Source organism: Ruegeria sp. YKSD163 (genome assembly GCF_059612905.1).
The window spans coordinates 20,344-32,645 of the sequence record NZ_JBXWRM010000002.1 but is presented as its reverse complement, the minus strand read 5'-3'; the positions used below and the strand labels follow the sequence as shown (position 1 = coordinate 32,645).

The window sequence follows — 12,302 nt, the reverse complement described above, 5'->3', positions numbered from 1 at the left end:
GCGCCCGTGATCCCTCAATAAGTCCCCGGCGACCGGCAATACAGAATTGCTGTCAGAGCCGTCGCTCTTCTTGGGGGCACTGTAAGAGCGCCTGCCGTGCTGACACAAGCCGAATCCCAGTGATTACAGGGGGCAAGCGCGCTGGTCCGACCAGTCGACCGGAAACGGCTCCAGCGCCCGCGCGAGCGTCATCTTCGGCTCCTGCTTTCCGTCCAGGATCGCCTCAACGATGTCAGGCGCGAGCAGCGTGAGCCTCAGGACGCGGGTCATGTATGAGGGCGCAATCCCTTCGCGTTCCGCCAGTTCGGCGATGGTGGCGTATTCGCCCGACTCCAGCATGCGCTTCCAACGGAACGCGCGCGCCAGCGCTTTGACCAGCGTGTTGTCTGTCCGCCGCGGTTGCGTGGAGCCCTCGGGCATCTGCATCTCCTTCCGGCCACCACGCTTCACGACGCGAAATGGAACGTGGAGCGTGACCGTCTCCGGGATCGGAGCCCCGCGGGTCATGCAGCTTCTCCGATGTCGCCGGCCAGCATCTCGCGGGCCAGACCGCTGAGCCCGTCGACGCGCAGCCGGACGTTGAGCCCGTCCGTGCCGATGTCCACGCGCTCGACCAACAGCGCCACGATGCGCGCCTGTTCGGCAGGGAATAGCTCGTCCCATAGCGGATCAAGCTGTTGCAGTGCCGTCCGGGCGTCGGCCTCGGTGACGTCGTCGACGTGGACGCGTGCTGTTTTCCACGTCCCCGCCACGATCTCGGGCTGGCGAAATACCGCCCGCAACTGTTCGATGACGGCGGCCTCGATCTCGCCCGCGGGTACGCGCCCGACCGGACAAGCTCCCGCGCCGTGCTTCAGCACAGTCTGGCTGACATAGTAGCGGTAGAGCCTTTCGCCCTTGCGGGTGTGCGTCGGAGAGAAGGAGGCCCCATCCGGGCCGAACAGCAGCCCCTTCAGCAGCGCGGGCGTGTCGGCGCGGGTGCGGGCAGCGCGCTTGCGGGGGCTTTCCTGCAGGATGGCGTGGACGCGGTCCCACGTTTCGCAGTCGATGATCGCGTCGTGCTCTCCGGGGTAGCTCTCGCCCTTGTGGACCGCCACGCCGATATAGGCGCGGTTGTTCAGCATCCGGTAGAGGTACTTCTTGTCGATGCGGTTGCCGCGCGGCGTGCGGATACCGCGCTTCGCGACCTCGCGTGCCAGTTCCGTCCCGGATCCGATCTCGAGGAAGCGGGTGAACATCCAGCGGACGTGCTCGGCGTGCTCCTCATCGACGACGAGCTTCCGGTTCTCGACCCGATAGCCGTAGGGCGGCACCCCGCCCATCCACATGCCCTTCTTGCGGCTCGCCGCAAACTTGTCGCGGATGCGCTCGGCCGTGACCTCACGTTCGAACTGGGCGAAGGAGAGCAGGATGTTGAGCGTCAGCCGGCCCATCGACGTGGTCGTGTTGAAGGACTGCGTGACGGAGACGAAGGTCACCCCGTTGCGGTCGAAGACCTCGACCAGCTTGGCGAAGTCGGCCAGCGATCGGCTGAGACGGTCGATCTTGTAGACCACCACCACGTCGATCAGGCCGTCCTCTATGTCCTCCAGCAGGCGCTGCAGGCCCGGCCGCTCCAGCGTGCCGCCGGAGATGCCGCCGTCGTCATACTGATCACGGACCAGCACCCAGCCCTCGGACCGCTGGCTGGCGATGAACGCCTCGCAGGCCTCCCGCTGGGCGTGGAGGCTGTTGAATTCCTGCTCTAGCCCTTCCTCGGAGGACTTCCGGGTATAGACGGCGCAGCGCAGTTTCCGGACGATCGGCTTCGTCATGTCCGTGCCCTCCGATTCTTCAGCCCGAAGAAGACCCAGCCGTTCCAGCGTGTGCCGGTGATGGCGCGGGCGATAGCCGACAGCGACCTGTAGGGGCGGCCCTGCCACTCGAAGCCGTCCGATGTGACGGTCACGACCTGCTCCACGCCCTGCCACTCGCGGATCAGCCGGGTGCCGGCGATGGGCATGGCGTCGGCGCGGATGCGGCTCTTCTTCCGGTCGCCACCGTCCAGTTCCTCGCCAAGCCGTTCAAGCCGCCGGACGGTCTCGGGCTTCAGCCCGCCATAGGCCAGCTCCTGGATCCGATAGGCCAGCCGGCTCTCCAGGTAGCGTCGGTTGAACGGCGGCGGTTCGCTGTCGAACAGGTCACGCCACTGCGCCTTCAGCTCCGGCGTCGTGGACGTCTTCAGCGCGGCCAGGCGCGCGGGGATGGGATCGTGGGTCGTCATGCGGTTCTCCGGTGAGTTGGAGTTGCATGACGGCATTGGTCGGCTGGAGAGTGTAGGCGAATTTCTCCATTATCGTCAGAAGCTTCGCCCCGTTCTCGCAGCCGCAACCGGACCCACCCAAGCGCCAGCAGGACGCACAGCTCGGCGCGGCGTTCGGCGGGGGTCATCTGGTCGGGCGGCAGCGGGTTCGAGCCCAGCCGCGGATATGTCGGCGCGTTTCGCATGGGAGAAACGCTACCCGCACGCACCCCAAAAACAATTACTTTCAGATGCTTAGGGGAAAGCTGCGTAGCCCTGCGGTTTTCTTGGGATGTGCTATCCTAGCCGATGGGCATCGAACAGCTGATCGAAGAATGACGTCACAAGCTTGTCGACAGCTTCCTGCATCGATCCCTTCGGCTGAGAGAATTCCGAGCCCCCGAACCGAAACACCTCGTAGCCGCGAAGTCGCAGGCTGCGATCAGCCGCAACCATTTCGGCGTACAGGCCGGGATCGGCGCGCTCGCCTTTCGCGTAGTGGTGCTTGCCGTCTATCTCGAGGACGATCCTCTGTCGGCCCGGCAACAGCATCAGGAAGTCCATGCGCTGCCGGAATAGAACGCGTTTGTCAGCGAGACGCCTCGCGATCTCCGGATCATAGTGCAGGTAGACCTGCGGGATGAGCGCCGGCAGCCGGTCTTCAAGTCGTTCAGCGAAATTGCGAAAGTACGCCTTGAAGAACTCCTGCTCAGGCCCGTCGTCAAGCGAGGCAAGTAAACGCCGCCCGAGGCTGGTGCGTGCTTCGGCGAGGTCGGCGATCCCTCTCTGATCCATCCACCAACGGACGAGGTCGAGCCATGACAGTCCATTGCCGATGGGGCGCTCATAAACGAGGCAGCTGTCGGCATGCTCGAGCACGACGACTTCGTTGTCGATCGCATCCGAGAACCCGAGCCTCGGTTTTGGTCCGTTGGAAGCGAAGATCAGGTTCTTCGGCCGCCCGTCGACGCCGCGGCGAACGGGGCGTACCGAGAATGTTGCGCGGCCCGAGACCTCTCCTGTCTGAGCAACCAAGTAACCATCGAATTGCAGTATGCGGGTCAAGTCCGCTGCCAGCGCAGCCTGGTCGTCAGCATCACGAAACCGGGGATCCAGAGCGGTCTCGATCAGCTGCGCAAACCTCCTCGAAGGACATGTTATTGCTCCGATGACTTCGAAGACCTCCTTCGCGTTCCACAACGGGTCCGCGCCAGTCGCGTGTTGTCTGATCTTTTCGATTTTGGTGGGGCCATCGAAGAAGTCGGCAGGCGAACTCAGATCGAACAGCCCCTCGATCACTTCCGGACGAACGCCTTGTCCATGGATCCCGGCACCAAGGCGATCGGCCACCCGGTCGCGAGTGATCGCGGAGATCTCCGGCTGGTCCTTGTCCTGCAGGAGGTACACCCGGTCCTGTAGGCCGATATCGCGCCGTTCTCGCGCAAACTCGAGGACCAGCACCAGCGCCTTTGTTGGTGGAAGGCTTGCAAGTGTATTCTGGGCAACCGTCTTCTTGCTGGTCCCTTCTGCAACTGGGATGTCGCGTCTGGAGAAGAACGCCTCGATATCGACGGCCCGCATGGCATCCCGAAAGCAGCAGCCCGCCAGCTCGAGAAGATCATCCAAATCCTCTTCAGTGGCCACTGCTATATCTCCCGTGCGAACCAGCGGATGCGGCCAACGATATGGATCTCGTCGGCTGTTCTTTCGTATTCGGGATAGTGCTTGTTGTCGGAGATCACGCGAATCGCAGGCGGGTCGCTGTTCGGGATGTGCTCGAGTCGCTTGGCGACCAGTCCCATCCCGTCGTCCAGCACGAAGATGCCGGGCGGGTTGGGTGCGCGGCGGGTCATGTCGACCAGCACCGCGTCGCCGCTCAGCAGCGTCGGCGCCATGCTGTCGCCCTCGACATGCATGATGCGCAGCTGCGACGGGCTGGCCTTCAGGCTGTTCCGGATCCACGAGCGGCGAAAGTGGTAGACGCGGCCGGGGGTGTCGCCGTCCTCGGTGACGACCGCGCCACCGCCCATCGCGGGGCGCGGGGTGGCGTGCGCGATGGCCACGAAGGCATCGTCGGGATTGTCCACGAAGGGGGGCGTTCCCTCGACCTCGCCGATACCGTGGATCAGCCAGTCGCGGTCCACCTTCAGCACGCGGGCGACCTCGGCCAGCCGGTCGATGCCGGGGCGGGCGGAGCGGCCGCGCAGGATGTCGTAGACGAAGGAGCGGTTCACGCCGGCCATCTCGGCGACGTGGGCGGGGCTGATGCCGAGCTGATTGGCCCGGGCTCTGAGGCGGTCGGAAAGCGTGTGGTGCTCGGTCATGTCATCCCACCCATCTGTGGATGAAATAGGATAAAATCGGATTGATCGGAGCCCGTCAAGCGAATAAGAACATAAGGTAAACATCTTGCATGGGAATCGGCGCGGAGGGCAGTGAATGCACATCGACAAATCGTACTTCACGCTCCCCGAGATCCTCGAGCGCTGGCAGATCACGGAAGCGGACCTGATCTACCTTGCTGAGAACGACAAGCTCCGATTGTCGGTGCGCGTGTTCGGCGTGCCGATCGAATTTGGCGACTACGAAGAAGCCGCCGACGGAGAACCCTACCGAGTGCCGCGGGAACAGAGCCATTACAGCGGTCTGCTCGATCTCCACGCCCGCGATGTCTTCCAGCTCTTCCGGTGCGGCGAGGTCCATCTCGAGAGCTTTCGGACGTCGAAGGCCGACTACGCGGAGACCTGGGGCGACGCGAAGCCCGTCCTCGTCATGATCGGCGACCTCCTTCTAAGGCGCGATGAACGCGACCGTTTCGAGATCGAGACCGGGTTCTCGCCGGGCGGGCAGTCGATGGAAGAGGCGACCTTCATCCACTCGGCCGACTATCTCGAGGTTCGCTGCAACGGCTGTCGGTTCAAGCTCGGCCCGATCCAGGCGGAAGTCGTGCGTGCGCTGCACGAGGCGGCACAGGCCGGGGCGCCCTGGCAGAACGGCAAGGCGATCCTATCCCGCGCCGGCTCGAAGAGCCTGCGCATGGCCGACGTCTTCAAGTCGCAGAAGGACTGGCGGAATCTGATCCGCTCCGACCGGCGTGGCGGCTACCGTCTGAATCTCGACTAAGCGAGCCCCTTCCGCCCGGTCCACCGTGGGATCGGGAGGGGGATGAGTGAGGGATGGTGGGGGATGAAGGCCCCCCGCCAGCGGCCAAACGCCAGTCCCGCAAGGGCCGACTGATCCCCCTCCGCATCCCCCGCCGATCCTGACGACATCCCACAGCGGAATTTCGCATGGTCTCCTCGACAACGAGAGGAGACACCGATGCTGCAGAGGCATTGCCTGAACCAGAAGGAGCTGGCCCGGCGCTGGGGGATCTCCCACCGGACGCTGGAACGCTGGCGCTACAACGGCCAGGGGCCGGCCTTCCTCAAACTCGGCGGGCGCGTACTTTACCGGCTCACCGATATCGAAGCCTTCGAGCAGAGCCAGCTTCAGCGCGCCTTGAAGATCAGCGAGGCGGTCGCGCGCGTCGGTCATTCGCCGCGTCGGCTGATCGCGGACCCCGGGCGGGCCGCACGGGTATGCTGATGGTCGCCGCAACCCCGATCGGCGCCCGCGTGGCGGCGCCGCGGGTCAGCGATGTCGAGCTCTACGCCTGGATCGCGCAGGCCGAAGCCGGTGCGCGGCTCGAATATCACCGCGGTTTCCTCGGGATCGACGTCACTCCGGTGATCTCGACCCTGCCGGAGCCCGAGCGGCGGCAACTCGCTGACCTCGGCCAGGCCGCGCTGGGCGCCTTCGAGAAGGGCCTCGTTCACCTCGTGCAGGAGCGCGTGGGCCCGGATCGCTTCGCCTACATCGCCGTCGCCCGCCCGAGACCCAAGGCCGCCAACACCTCGCTCTCGGCGCTGCTTCTCGAAGAGCGCGCCGCGTGATGGCCCTGCCATTCCCTTCCAACGGAGTTCCCGCCATGCCGCACGCTGACAACGCACCCCGTTTCGACGACCTCGAAGGGCTCGCCCTCGGCGACATCGCGGCGCTGCCGCCCGGGATGCTGCTGGATCTGCAGACGACGGCGCTCGCCGAGACCGCTCGCGTGAAGCGGCTGCGCGACCGGCTCGAGGCCGGCATTGCGCAGCGCTACGAGGCCGCCGCCGCGGCGGAACGGGCCGCTCAGGGCAAGACCAGCGGCACCGTACGGGTCGAGGACGAGGGCGTCGTGATCGTCGCGGACCTGCCCAAAAAGGTCACGTGGGATCAGGACCGGCTGGCGGAGATGGCCGAGCGCATCCGCGCCGCCGGCGACGACCCGACCGAGTATCTCGAGATCGCCTATCGCGTGCCCGAGCGGCGCTTCGGCGCCTGGCCCGGGGCGATGCGCGAGGGCTTCGCGGACGCGCGCAGCGAGACCAACGGCAAACCCGTCTTCCGGCTCGAGGCTCGAGACCGGTGACGCGCGGCGGCGGGACGCCCGGTCGGCAACGCCGGGCAGGTTCCCCTTCGGCACCCGGTCACCCCCGCCGCCGCGCACCCTGAACGCAACACCCGGAGAACCCCATGGCCTTCCGCATCATCACCGCCGACGAACGGCTCTCGGCCGCCGAGAACAAGACGTCCCTCGCCATCTTCGGCCCGCCCGGCGTCGGCAAGACAACGCTCCTGAAATCCCTGCCGGCCGAGGAGACGGTGTGCCTCGACCTCGAGGCCGGCATGAAGTCGGTGCAGGACTGGCGCGGGGACTCGATCCCGGTACGCAGCTTCACCGATTTCCGCGACCTCGCCGTGCTGATCGGCGGGCACGATCCGGCCCAGCATCCGAAGTCCTGGTACGGCGCCGAGTATCACGCCTGGTTGCAGCAGCAGTATCTCGGCACCGGCATCGAGGATTTTCTCGCCCGGAAGCGGATCGTCTTTGTCGACTCGATCACCGACCTGACGCGGCAGGCCATGGCCTATGCCCGCCAGCAGCCTGAGGCCTTTTCCGAGCGGACCGGCAAGCCCGATGTCCGCGGCGCCTACGGGCTCCTGGGGCGCGAGGTGATCCAGGCGCTGAAGCACCTCCAACACGCCCGCGGCAAGACAGTGATCTTCGTCGGGGTGCTGGAAAAGGTCACCGACGAGTTCGGCGCGACGACCTGGCAACCGCAGATGGAGGGCACGAAGGCCGGGCGCGAGCTGCCGGGCATCGTCGACCAGGTCGTCTCAATGCAGCTCTTCGGCCGCGACGCCAAGGGCGACTGGACCCTCGACGAAACATCCGCCGAACGTCGCCTCGTCTGCCGCTCGGGCAACCCTTGGGGCCTTCCCGCCAAGGACCGCTCCGGCCGCCTCGATGTGACCGAAGCGCCCGATCTCGGCGCGCTGGTCGCGAAGATCGACGGCCGCGCCCCCGCCCACACCGCCACCCCTTCCTGATCCAGACGCAAAGGACAGACCCATGAGCTACGATCTCAACGACGCCCAGCCGCAGATGGCCCCCATCGGCGAGCTGATCCCCGACGGCACCTTCGCCAAGGTCCGCCTGACCGTGCGCCCCGGCGGCGTCGACGGCTCTACCGCGATGGACGCCAAGCTCCTGAAGGCCTCGCAGTCAAGCGACGCGAAGATGCTGGACTGCGAGTTCACCATCCTCGAGGGGCCGCATGCCCGGCGGAAGTTCTGGCAGAGTTTCACCGTCGCGGGCGGCAAGGTCGACGAGAAGGGCCAGTCGATCGGCTGGAAGATCTCGAAATCCACCTTTCGGGCGATGGTCGACAGCGCTCTCGGGCTCGATCCCAGGGACGAGAGCCCCGACGCCAAGGCCAAGCGCGTGCTGCCCGGGCTCAAGCATCTCGACGGCATCGTCTTCGCCGCTCGGATCATGGTGGAGCCCGCCTCAAACCCGCAATACCGCGACCAGAACCGGATCGCGAACGTCGTTCTGCCCGACGAGCTGCAACATGCCGCGATCATGCGCGGCGAAACCGTGCCCCCGGAGCCCGTCAACGCCCCGCCGCGCAAGGCCGCGAGCGCGCAGGCAGCAGCCTGGCAGGCTCCCACGCCGGCATGGGGGGCGCAACCGCAAGCTCCGGCGGCGGCTCCGGCCTGGGGCGCTCAGGCGCCCGCGCCGCAGGCGACCGCGCCGCAGCCACCCGCTCAGCAACCGGCTGCGTCCCCGCCGAGCGGGGCGCCGGCGACCGGCATGCCCGCGTGGCTCAATGGATGACGCACGGTCGGCAACGCGGCGGCGGAGGTCAATCCGGCCTTCGCCTCTGCCTGAGGCCCGGCGCGATCCGGCCGGGCCGATGACCCTGGATGAATGGCAGGCGCATGTGACGCGCGAGGCTGCGCTGGAGATCGGACGATGGCTCGAGGCCCGAGGAAAAGTGCACGCCCCCATCGCAAGCCTCGGCCTCGGCGACCTCGAAGCCATGGCCAGCAACGCGACCTCGCGCTGGATCGTGCTCCAGTCCCAAAAGCTCAAGAGGGCGGGTTGGCCGCCCGAGGACCCGATCGGGAGCTTCTTACTCGGGTAGCGCTCTGCGCCGTCTGCGCCCGCGAGGCGCGCGGCTTCGGCTACTGCCACGGCCTCCGCTGGGATCGCCACCCCTACCACCGCTTCTGCTCGCGCCGCTGTCAGGACGTGGGCAGCGCCATCGCCCAAAGGAACAACGGCATGATCGACAAGACCGTGCGCGAGGCCCGTGCGATCCGCGATGCGCGGACGCTCTTCGCCGAAGCGCTCACCGACCTCGGGCTCATGGAGCCCTTCTTCCACCGCAGCGCCGAGGACATCGACCGCCTCATCGAGGCGGCCGTCACCGGCTACATCGACAGCATGCAGGACCAGGCCGCGCGCAAGGAGCGCACGGGCACGGTCCTCGACGACCCCATTCCGTTCTGAGGGGGCATGCGATGATCGACCTGAACGACGACACCGCGTCCTGCAGCTGGAAGCCTTTGCTCGAGGCGGCCACCGAGAACGCCGTCACCGACTTCGAGATCGAGTTCTGCGACAGCCTCCGCGAGAAGCTGGCGCGGTTCGGCGAGAGCGCCCGGCTGACGGACGCGCAGTTCCACAAGCTGACCTGCATCGCGCAGGCTGGCGGGTTCTGGGAGCGCGAGCGATGATCGACCTGAACCATGGCTCGGGCTTCCTCTATGACGCAGGCGCGCCGCGCCCGCCCATCGCGCAAGCCGTGTCCGCCGCCATCGACACGGCGCTGTCCGCGCGCCACCGCGCCGAGCGTCCGCGCACCTACGTCAGCTCCTCGGGTCTCGGCCGCGACTGCCTGCGCCAGATCCAGTACGACTTCCTCGCGGTGCCGAAAGACGAGGGCCAGGAGTTCGCGCCGCGCACGCTGCGCATCTTCGAGGCGGGCCACCGGGCCGAGGACATCGTTGCGGGCTGGTTCCGGATCGCCGGGTTCGACCTGCGGACCGAGCGCCCCGACGGCCGCCAGTTCGGGTTTGAGGCCCTCGGCGGGCGCTTCAAGGGCCATATCGACGGCTGCTTGGTGTCGGGCCCGGTCGCGATGGACTATCCCGCGCTCTGGGAGAACAAGGCGCTCGGCGCGGCCAGCTGGAAGGACGTGGTCAAGCGCGGCGTCAGCCTCGCGCGGCCGGTCTATGCCGCCCAGATCACGCTCTATCAGGCCTATATGGACCTGCCGGCCGCGGCGCTCTTCACCGCGCTCAACCGCGACACGATGGAATTGCACGCCGAGCTCGTGCCGTTCGATGCGCATCTCGCGCAGGAAATGTCGGACCGCGCCGTCGCCGTCGTGCGGGCCTCCGAGGCCGGGGAATGGCTGCCGCGCGCCGCCGCCGAGCCCACCGCAGTCCTGTGCCGCGGCGGCATGGCGGCCGGCAAGTGGCACGCGCCCTGCGCATGGGCGGGCCGGTGCTGGGGTGAGCGGCGTTCCGGAAACGCTCCAGTGGAGCGTTTCAGCCGTGAACGGGCGGAGCCCCGGCCATGATCCCCGACGCCTATGAGCTCAAGCGGATCGTGCGGGCGCATCGCGAGCGGTTCTGGTGCTCCGACCTGCTCGGAGCGCCGGAGTTCGCGCCGATCTACTTCTTCGACGATCAGGCCGCCTTCGATGGCGATATCGTCGACCGCGCGATGACTCGGGTCTTTACCGGTCCGCTTCGGCTGCCGCATCCGTCCGTGATCTTCGAGGTCCGCGAGCAGCGCGCGTCTCCGTCGGGCCTGATCGTCTGCGCCCGCGCCGACGGCGACATCGTCGAGGCCACGTTCCTCATGCGCAAGCGGGCGCCGCGCGGCTGGACGGATTGCCTGGTGCGGGTCTGGATGCATCCGGGCGGCAAGGCGGAGATCGAGGGCAACCCGGCCGAGCGGAGCGACGAGACGGTCCGCGGTCACGGCGAAGTCGCCGCCGGCATCGTCTGGCGCGCGCTGACCATCCTCGGCGCCTCACCTGAAATCCGCGACCGCAAGGTGTCGCTCGCGAAACGGTCCCGCCTGTCCCGCGAGGGCGTACGCGGATGGGTCTGGCGGCAGGTCGCCATCGATCCGGAGCGCCTGCGCGCGGCGACGCCGCAGCAGGGCGGCAGTCACGCCAGCCCGCGCTGGCACATCCGCCGCGGTCACTGGCGGCAGCTCGCCGACGGGCGCCGGATCTTCGTCCGCCAGTGCGAAGTGGGCGATCCGACCCGCGGCGGGATCGTCAAGGATTACGTAGTGGAGGCACCCCATTCATGACCGAGTTCACCCCATCCGCCCCGCAGGCCGCCGCGATCCGCGAGATCAAGGAGTGGTTCGAGACCCGCACGGAGCAGCAGCAGGTGTTCCGCCTGTTCGGCTATGCCGGGTCCGGCAAGACCACCGTGCTGAAGTTCGCGCTCGACGAGCTCGGCCTCTCGCCACACCGCAGCGCGAAGGACGGCCACTGCGTGCCCGGCGTCGTCACCGCCACCTTCACCGGCAAGGCCGCGCTGGTGCTGAGCCGCAAGGGCACGCCTGCGCGCACCATCCACAGCCTGATCTACTCGGTGATCGAGTCGACCGAGGAGGAAATCGAGGAAGCCGCCCGGAAGATCGCGGTGGCCGAACGCGACGCGCTCCGTCTGACCGGGTTCGCGCGCACCACGGCCGATGCCGCGATCGAGGCGATGCGCCAGGGGCTTTCCGCGATGAAGCATCCGCGCTTTGCCCTGAACCAGCAGAGCGACGCCGCCGACGCGCGGCTCATCGTGCTGGACGAGGTCTCGATGGTCGGCGAGGAGATGGCGCGCGACCTGATGAGCTTCGGCAAGCCGATCCTCGTCCTCGGAGATCCCGGTCAGTTGCCGCCGATCCGGGGCGAAGGCGCCTTCACCCGCGACGAGCCAGACGTGATGCTGACCGAGATCCACCGCCAGGCCGCCGAGAGCGCGATCATCCGCCTCGCAACCATGGCGCGGATGGGGGAACCCATCGGCTTCGGCGTCTACGACGATCATGTCGCCAAGCTCCGCAAGGGCGACATCACGCCGGAACAGGCGCTGCGCGGCGGCCAGCTGATCTGCGGGCTGAACGCCACGCGTCTGCAGATCAACAATGCCATGCGCGCGGCGGCCGGTCTCGGCGGGACCTGGCTGCCCACGGGACCGGCCGAAAAGATCATCTGCCTGAAGAACCAGAACGATCTGGGGCTGATCAACGGGATGTTCGTGACGCTCGAGGACATCGTCGACGAGGGCAGCCTCTACTTCTCGGCCGTCGTCCATGACGAGGACGGGCGCCACATCGGCGAGCCGTATGAGGACGGGCGTCCGGGCCGGCTGCGCATCTACAAGGGGCATTTCGAGGACCACGTCGCCTACGACGACAAGCGCCATGACCGCGACTACAAGGAAAAGCGCCTGCTGACCGAGGCGACCTTCGGCTGGGCGATCACCGCCCACAAGGCGCAGGGCTCGCAGTGGGAGAACGTGATCGTCTGGGACGACGGGCTGGGCCGCAGCGAGATCGACCGCCGCCGCTGGCTCTACACTGCCATCACCCGGGCCGAGCGCGGTCTCGTCCTCCTGGCCTGAG

Annotated in this window: 17 protein-coding genes; 12 read left to right on the top strand and 5 right to left on the bottom strand. The window is 67.3% G+C overall.

Features of this window, described 5'->3' with window-relative positions:
• Nucleotides 1–123: 123 nt before the first annotated feature.
• From AC2FNA_RS02940 to AC2FNA_RS02920, 5 genes are all read right to left on the bottom strand, one after another.
• On the bottom strand, nucleotides 124–507 hold the full coding sequence (locus AC2FNA_RS02940) for a hypothetical protein (protein WP_496824365.1): 384 nt from the start codon (nucleotides 505–507) through the stop codon (nucleotides 124–126).
• Entirely contained in the window at nucleotides 504–1,814 is a 1,311-nt protein-coding gene (locus AC2FNA_RS02935; RefSeq protein ID WP_496824364.1) for a recombinase family protein, read from the bottom strand. Before AC2FNA_RS02935 ends, AC2FNA_RS02940 begins: the two co-directional genes overlap by 4 nt.
• On the bottom strand, nucleotides 1,811–2,263 hold the full coding sequence (locus AC2FNA_RS02930) for a DUF2924 domain-containing protein (RefSeq protein ID WP_496824362.1): 453 nt from the start codon (nucleotides 2,261–2,263) through the stop codon (nucleotides 1,811–1,813). The genes AC2FNA_RS02935 and AC2FNA_RS02930 overlap by 4 nt, the downstream gene beginning before the upstream one ends.
• 315 nt (nucleotides 2,264–2,578) lie before the next feature.
• The gene (locus AC2FNA_RS02925) at nucleotides 2,579–3,925 is read right to left on the bottom strand and encodes an AbiJ-related protein (protein ID WP_496824360.1); all 1,347 of its coding nucleotides are present in this window, start codon (nucleotides 3,923–3,925) and stop codon (nucleotides 2,579–2,581) included.
• Nucleotides 3,926–3,927: 2 nt separating this feature from the next.
• On the bottom strand, nucleotides 3,928–4,605 hold the full coding sequence (locus AC2FNA_RS02920; protein WP_496824359.1) for a LexA family transcriptional regulator: 678 nt from the start codon (nucleotides 4,603–4,605) through the stop codon (nucleotides 3,928–3,930).
• A gap of 115 nt (nucleotides 4,606–4,720) precedes the next feature.
• Here AC2FNA_RS02920 and AC2FNA_RS02915 point away from each other — a divergent pair, with 115 nt between their 5' ends.
• The 12 genes from AC2FNA_RS02915 to AC2FNA_RS02860 all read left to right on the top strand — a co-directional run bounded on the left by AC2FNA_RS02915 (nucleotide 4,721) and on the right by AC2FNA_RS02860 (nucleotide 12,301).
• Entirely contained in the window at nucleotides 4,721–5,404 is a 684-nt protein-coding gene (locus AC2FNA_RS02915; RefSeq protein ID WP_496824357.1) for a hypothetical protein, read from the top strand.
• Between the two features lie 198 nt (nucleotides 5,405–5,602).
• Nucleotides 5,603–5,869 carry a helix-turn-helix transcriptional regulator gene (locus AC2FNA_RS02910; RefSeq protein WP_496824355.1) on the top strand — a complete coding sequence of 89 codons (267 nt, stop codon included), beginning with the start codon at nucleotides 5,603–5,605 and terminating at the stop codon, nucleotides 5,867–5,869.
• The gene (locus tag AC2FNA_RS02905; protein ID WP_496824353.1) at nucleotides 5,863–6,216 is read left to right on the top strand and encodes a hypothetical protein; all 354 of its coding nucleotides are present in this window, start codon (nucleotides 5,863–5,865) and stop codon (nucleotides 6,214–6,216) included. The genes AC2FNA_RS02910 and AC2FNA_RS02905 overlap by 7 nt, the downstream gene beginning before the upstream one ends.
• Before the next feature lie 35 nt (nucleotides 6,217–6,251).
• Nucleotides 6,252–6,734 carry a hypothetical protein gene (locus AC2FNA_RS02900; protein ID WP_496824351.1) on the top strand — a complete coding sequence of 161 codons (483 nt, stop codon included), beginning with the start codon at nucleotides 6,252–6,254 and terminating at the stop codon, nucleotides 6,732–6,734.
• Nucleotides 6,735–6,838: 104 nt separating this feature from the next.
• Nucleotides 6,839–7,696 carry an ATP-binding protein gene (locus AC2FNA_RS02895; protein WP_496824349.1) on the top strand — a complete coding sequence of 286 codons (858 nt, stop codon included), beginning with the start codon at nucleotides 6,839–6,841 and terminating at the stop codon, nucleotides 7,694–7,696.
• A 22-nt stretch (nucleotides 7,697–7,718) separates the two neighbouring features.
• On the top strand, nucleotides 7,719–8,486 hold the full coding sequence (locus tag AC2FNA_RS02890) for a hypothetical protein (RefSeq protein WP_496824347.1): 768 nt from the start codon (nucleotides 7,719–7,721) through the stop codon (nucleotides 8,484–8,486).
• 79 nt (nucleotides 8,487–8,565) lie between these two features.
• Nucleotides 8,566–8,796, top strand: coding sequence for a hypothetical protein (locus tag AC2FNA_RS02885; RefSeq protein WP_496824345.1), 231 nt, complete (start codon nucleotides 8,566–8,568; stop codon nucleotides 8,794–8,796).
• Nucleotides 8,797–8,936: 140 nt separating this feature from the next.
• Nucleotides 8,937–9,164 carry a DUF6511 domain-containing protein gene (locus AC2FNA_RS02880; RefSeq protein ID WP_496824343.1) on the top strand — a complete coding sequence of 76 codons (228 nt, stop codon included), beginning with the start codon at nucleotides 8,937–8,939 and terminating at the stop codon, nucleotides 9,162–9,164.
• An 11-nt stretch (nucleotides 9,165–9,175) separates the two neighbouring features.
• Complete coding sequence (locus AC2FNA_RS02875; RefSeq protein ID WP_299365204.1) at nucleotides 9,176–9,391, top strand: hypothetical protein; 216 nt, start codon at nucleotides 9,176–9,178, stop codon at nucleotides 9,389–9,391.
• Nucleotides 9,388–10,239 (top strand): hypothetical protein, encoded by an 852-nt coding sequence (locus AC2FNA_RS02870; protein ID WP_496824341.1) that lies wholly within the window; start codon nucleotides 9,388–9,390, stop codon nucleotides 10,237–10,239. The genes AC2FNA_RS02875 and AC2FNA_RS02870 overlap by 4 nt, the downstream gene beginning before the upstream one ends.
• A complete protein-coding gene (locus AC2FNA_RS02865; RefSeq protein ID WP_496824339.1) occupies nucleotides 10,236–10,985 on the top strand; it encodes a hypothetical protein in 750 nt (249 codons plus the stop codon). Before AC2FNA_RS02870 ends, AC2FNA_RS02865 begins: the two co-directional genes overlap by 4 nt.
• Nucleotides 10,982–12,301 carry an ATP-dependent DNA helicase gene (locus AC2FNA_RS02860; protein ID WP_496824337.1) on the top strand — a complete coding sequence of 440 codons (1,320 nt, stop codon included), beginning with the start codon at nucleotides 10,982–10,984 and terminating at the stop codon, nucleotides 12,299–12,301. Before AC2FNA_RS02865 ends, AC2FNA_RS02860 begins: the two co-directional genes overlap by 4 nt.
• The last annotated feature ends 1 nt before the right edge of the window (nucleotide 12,302 follow it).

Excerpts from the sequence above, each read along its gene's own strand:
- AC2FNA_RS02860 (WP_496824337.1), top strand. The coding sequence starts at position 10,982 with ATGACCGAGTTCACCCCATCCGCCCCGCAGGCCGCCGCGATCCGCGAG.
- AC2FNA_RS02880 (WP_496824343.1), top strand. The coding sequence starts at position 8,937 with ATGATCGACAAGACCGTGCGCGAGGCCCGTGCGATCCGCGATGCGCGG.
- AC2FNA_RS02875 (WP_299365204.1), top strand. The coding sequence starts at position 9,176 with ATGATCGACCTGAACGACGACACCGCGTCCTGCAGCTGGAAGCCTTTG.
- AC2FNA_RS02905 (WP_496824353.1), top strand. The coding sequence starts at position 5,863 with ATGCTGATGGTCGCCGCAACCCCGATCGGCGCCCGCGTGGCGGCGCCG.
- AC2FNA_RS02935 (WP_496824364.1), bottom strand. The coding sequence starts at position 1,814 with ATGACGAAGCCGATCGTCCGGAAACTGCGCTGCGCCGTCTATACCCGG.
- AC2FNA_RS02870 (WP_496824341.1), top strand. The coding sequence starts at position 9,388 with ATGATCGACCTGAACCATGGCTCGGGCTTCCTCTATGACGCAGGCGCG.
- AC2FNA_RS02865 (WP_496824339.1), top strand. The coding sequence starts at position 10,236 with ATGATCCCCGACGCCTATGAGCTCAAGCGGATCGTGCGGGCGCATCGC.
- AC2FNA_RS02895 (WP_496824349.1), top strand. The coding sequence starts at position 6,839 with ATGGCCTTCCGCATCATCACCGCCGACGAACGGCTCTCGGCCGCCGAG.
- AC2FNA_RS02920 (WP_496824359.1), bottom strand. The coding sequence starts at position 4,605 with ATGACCGAGCACCACACGCTTTCCGACCGCCTCAGAGCCCGGGCCAAT.
- AC2FNA_RS02900 (WP_496824351.1), top strand. The coding sequence starts at position 6,252 with ATGCCGCACGCTGACAACGCACCCCGTTTCGACGACCTCGAAGGGCTC.
- AC2FNA_RS02915 (WP_496824357.1), top strand. The coding sequence starts at position 4,721 with ATGCACATCGACAAATCGTACTTCACGCTCCCCGAGATCCTCGAGCGC.
- AC2FNA_RS02890 (WP_496824347.1), top strand. The coding sequence starts at position 7,719 with ATGAGCTACGATCTCAACGACGCCCAGCCGCAGATGGCCCCCATCGGC.
- AC2FNA_RS02885 (WP_496824345.1), top strand. The coding sequence starts at position 8,566 with ATGACCCTGGATGAATGGCAGGCGCATGTGACGCGCGAGGCTGCGCTG.
- AC2FNA_RS02910 (WP_496824355.1), top strand. The coding sequence starts at position 5,603 with ATGCTGCAGAGGCATTGCCTGAACCAGAAGGAGCTGGCCCGGCGCTGG.
- AC2FNA_RS02940 (WP_496824365.1), bottom strand. The coding sequence starts at position 507 with ATGACCCGCGGGGCTCCGATCCCGGAGACGGTCACGCTCCACGTTCCA.
- AC2FNA_RS02930 (WP_496824362.1), bottom strand. The coding sequence starts at position 2,263 with ATGACGACCCACGATCCCATCCCCGCGCGCCTGGCCGCGCTGAAGACG.